The 3,698-nt window shown below is 49.5% G+C and carries 3 protein-coding genes; all 3 read right to left on the bottom strand.

Features of this window, described 5'->3' with window-relative positions; genetic code table 11:
* Positions 1-2,252 (bottom strand): VirB4-like conjugal transfer ATPase, CD1110 family (locus tag AC075L_RS20465; RefSeq protein ID WP_476388102.1); only part of this gene is annotated, 2,252 nt, incomplete at its 3' end.
* Entirely contained in the window at positions 2,209-2,664 is a 456-nt protein-coding gene (locus AC075L_RS20470; protein WP_002576235.1) for a PrgI family protein, read from the bottom strand. The genes AC075L_RS20470 and AC075L_RS20465, both read right to left, overlap by 44 nt.
* Positions 2,665-2,684: 20 nt before the next feature.
* A complete protein-coding gene (locus AC075L_RS20475) occupies positions 2,685-3,554 on the bottom strand; it encodes a VirB6/TrbL-like conjugal transfer protein, CD1112 family (protein ID WP_002576236.1) in 870 nt (289 codons plus the stop codon).
* Positions 3,555-3,698 lie beyond the last annotated feature (144 nt).

Here is a 3,698-nt window from a genome sequence, read left to right on the forward strand (position 1 = left end):
AGCTGGTGCGTGGAAATCCCCAGTTGCTTCGCCAAAATCTGACGGTCTCCGCCTGCCTGGTTAAGCATATACACGAAGTCCGAGTTTTCAAAGATGTTCTCTACCTCGCGGCTGCTCAAAAGGTCTTTGACATTCTGGGTGATACCTGTCGGAATACCGCCCCATTTTCTGAATCGCTTCCAGATTTCCACCGTATAAGCAGCGGTCTGTTCCTCCTTCAAAAGCAGGTGCATCTCGTCGATGTAGTAGCGGGTGGACTTGTGCGCAGCACGGTTGATGGTGACACGGTTCCATACCTGATCCTGAACCACCAGCATACCGATTTTTTTAAGCTGCTTGCCCAGTTCCTTGATGTCATAGCAGACAATCCGGTTATCAATGTCCACATTGCTCTGGTGGTTGAACACATTGAGGGAGCCGGTTACATAGATTTCAAGAGCTGTAGCGATATACTGGGCTTCCTTTTCCTCCTGTTCCCGAAGCAGATTATACAAATCCTCCAGTATGGGCATATTCTCCGGGCGCGGGTCATTGAGATAGGTCTGATAGACCAAGCGCACACAACGGTCAATAATGGTTTTCTGCACCGGCTGCAAGCCCTCCTTACCGCCCACGATCAGCTCACACAAGCTGAGGATAAAGTCAGACTTGAGTGACAGCGGGCTTTCATCATCCGAATAGTCCAGATTCAGATCCATCGGATTGATGTAGTTGGTGGAGGTAGGCGAGATCTTGATGACCTGCCCATGCAGACGCTCCACCAGAGGTGCGTACTCTGCTTCCGGGTCACAGATGATAACATCATCACTGGTAAGCAAAAAGCAGTTGGCAATTTCTCGTTTTGCGCTGAAGGACTTACCGGAACCCGGCGTACCCAAAATCAGGCCGTTTGGGTTTTTCAGCAGCTTTCGATCCACCATGATGAGGTTGTTGGATAGAGCATTGATGCCATAGTACAGAGCTTCTTTGCCGTTCTGGAATAATTCCTGTGTGGTGAACGGTACAAAGATAGCCGTAGAACTGGTGGTCAGTCCTCGCTGGATCTCGATCTGATTGAGTCCCAGGGGCAGACAGCTCATCAGCCCTTCTTCCTGCTGGAAGTCCAGCCTGGTCAGCTGACAGTTATACTTCTGGGCAATGGAGCCTGCCTGGAAAATGTTGTTGCCAAGCTGACGGGGATTGTCCGCTGTGTTCAGCACCAGAAAGGTCAAAAGGAACATTCTCTCGTTGCGGCTCTGCAAATCCTGCAAGAGTTTTTTCGCTTCACTGCCGTAGGTAGCAAGATCAGATGGAATGATGTCCATGTCATATCCGGCGCGGACTGCTTTTTTCTGTTCCTCGATCTTGCTGCGGTCAAGGTCGGTAATCTTGCGCTTTACCGTTTTGATGGCTTTCACCTGATCCACCGACTGAATGTGCATACTCACAATGAGCGAGCTTTCCATATCCAGAAAATCAGCCAGCAGACGGTCATTCAGCTCCGGTGCGAGAATCTGCAAAAAAGAAACAGCCCCGTATTTCTTACCCATACGGAACTGCTTGCCGGTGCGGAACTCAAAGGAGCTTGGTGCAATAAAATCTTTTGTGGACAGACCGGAAGGAGCCAGCCAGTCCCATTCAAACTGAAACGGGAGTTGTTCATCCATGTGGAATACCGCATGAAGCTGAAAAAGCCTTTCTTTACCGTCCAGCGTTCTGGCAGCTACACCAAGACGCTTAAAGTTATTAAGTATATCGGTCTCAATACGCTCCAGACGGGGCTTGGCGGCTTTGATGCTGTCCGCGTCGATACCAAAGGTCAGGTATTTGGTCTTGATGAGACCGTTGTTACCTCTGGCCAGCTGATTTTGCAGCATTGTGGTGTATTCCTCGCGGATACTGTCAAAGGCGTCCCTCTGGGGCGGGATGGAAATGGAGTTAGCAAAGGTCTCCTCCGATGCCGCAAGGTTCAAAAAAGACAGCTGGAAATGAATCGAGCTGTCAAAATAATTGAGGAAATCACACCACCCCTCAAAGATTGCCGTCTTATCTTCGTTTTGGGAGAGCTGATAGTTGATGTCCTGAAACTGGATGGTCTTTGTGTAGTGGCTGTCCGATACGTGGCAGATTCCGTCCGGCCACATCCGTTCATAAGGGATACTGTCCTGCGCAGATTTTCCTTTTTTGTCCGTGCGGTTAGCGCGGGCAATGGCCGCTTCGATCTGCTTCTTATCGGCGTGGGACAGCTTTTTCTTTGTCTTTACCGGCCGCACAGTTTTTTCCTCGGTTTTTCCGAACATCCGATGCAGCCATTTTTTTATTGCGGTGAACAATGTCATACACCTCCTTATCGAGCATTTCCTGCCGCTTTAATACGGCATAAAAGTTGTTGGTCTGGTAAGGTCGCTGCTTTGGACGGATCACAGCTACTTTGAGAATGTTGCCCACGATCTTTTCCAGGGGCTGTCCATGCTTTTCGTACATAGCCAGCATAAAGAAGGGCAGCATAACCAGCATCATACACATAGCCGCTACACTGTTTCCGGTAGGTTTTCTGAGCAAAAAGAAAAGCGGTACGCCAATAAGCGCTCCGCCCGTGAAGCAGATAAGCTGCCGCTTGGTCAGATTGAACATGACCTTTGTTTTGACTTTTGTTAAGTCCTTGGGTACGGGTACATAAGCCAATGTGGAAACCTCCTTCCGTTTTAGTGCGCCTGAAAGACTGATTTGGCGAGACTGCCGGTTTTGAACAGCGTAAAACATAGCAGTACGGTGTAGCCCACGCAGCTCCAGATTGCCATGATGATGTCATCTTCCAGAGCGATGTTCTGCACCAGCACAGCATAAATTGCCACGCAGACGATAATGAGAAACGCCTGAAAGCCCAGTGCCAGCAGGGATCGGAGGTAATTCTGTCCCATACCGCCCCATTCTTTGCCCATCATTGCAGCCATTGGAACAGGAGCCACCGAAGTTACAAGGTAGATCTCGATCATACGGCCATAAATAACGATAAAGATACAGATATACAACGCCCACATGGTAATGCCAATAAAGAGGGATTGGAACCACAGTCCGAACAGCGGTCCCAAATCCATTTCCATCAGCCTCGGTTCCAGATCGGTCATAACTGAGGAAATGTCAATGGACGCATCCGAATTGATAATCCCTGCCGCCTGCGCCACCACGCTCTGCGCCATATCAAAGACGCCCATCACGATATTCCATGTGTTTGTGACAATGAGGATGGCGGCAGCTGATTTGAACACCCACTTGAAAATCATCCAGGTATCCACATCATGCAGGTTGTTCTTGTCTGCAATCATCTGGATCAGGTCTACGGTCATCACGATAGCCAGGATCACACCTGCAATCGGCACCATGATGGAGTTTGACAGATTCTCAATCATATTGAAAATACTGCCATTCCATCCCTGTGGGGTCTGTCCTACCTGTACGGATATATCCGCGACTTGTTGGTTTACACTGTCAAACATCCCCGAAAGGTTGCTCATAATACCGCCCACCAGCATTTCTTTCAGCCAATTTGTCAGGGCTTCAAGTAAGAAATCCATACGGTGTCAACCTCCTTTCCGCCGCCCCCGCAGAACTGCGGGAGCGGCAAGGATTTCATGCAGGAACGCTTAGACAGAGAACAGCCCGGAGAGCAGAGGTACAAGAACCATACCAACAACGGCTACACCAGCACCGGCCATAAG

Source organism: Blautia sp. ZXY-1-B12 (assembly GCF_056339915.1).

Bases quoted from the DNA above. Each gene is read 5' to 3' on its own strand.
- AC075L_RS20475 (WP_002576236.1), bottom strand. From the start codon at position 3,554: ATGGATTTCTTACTTGAAGCCCTGACAAATTGGCTGAAAGAAATGCTG.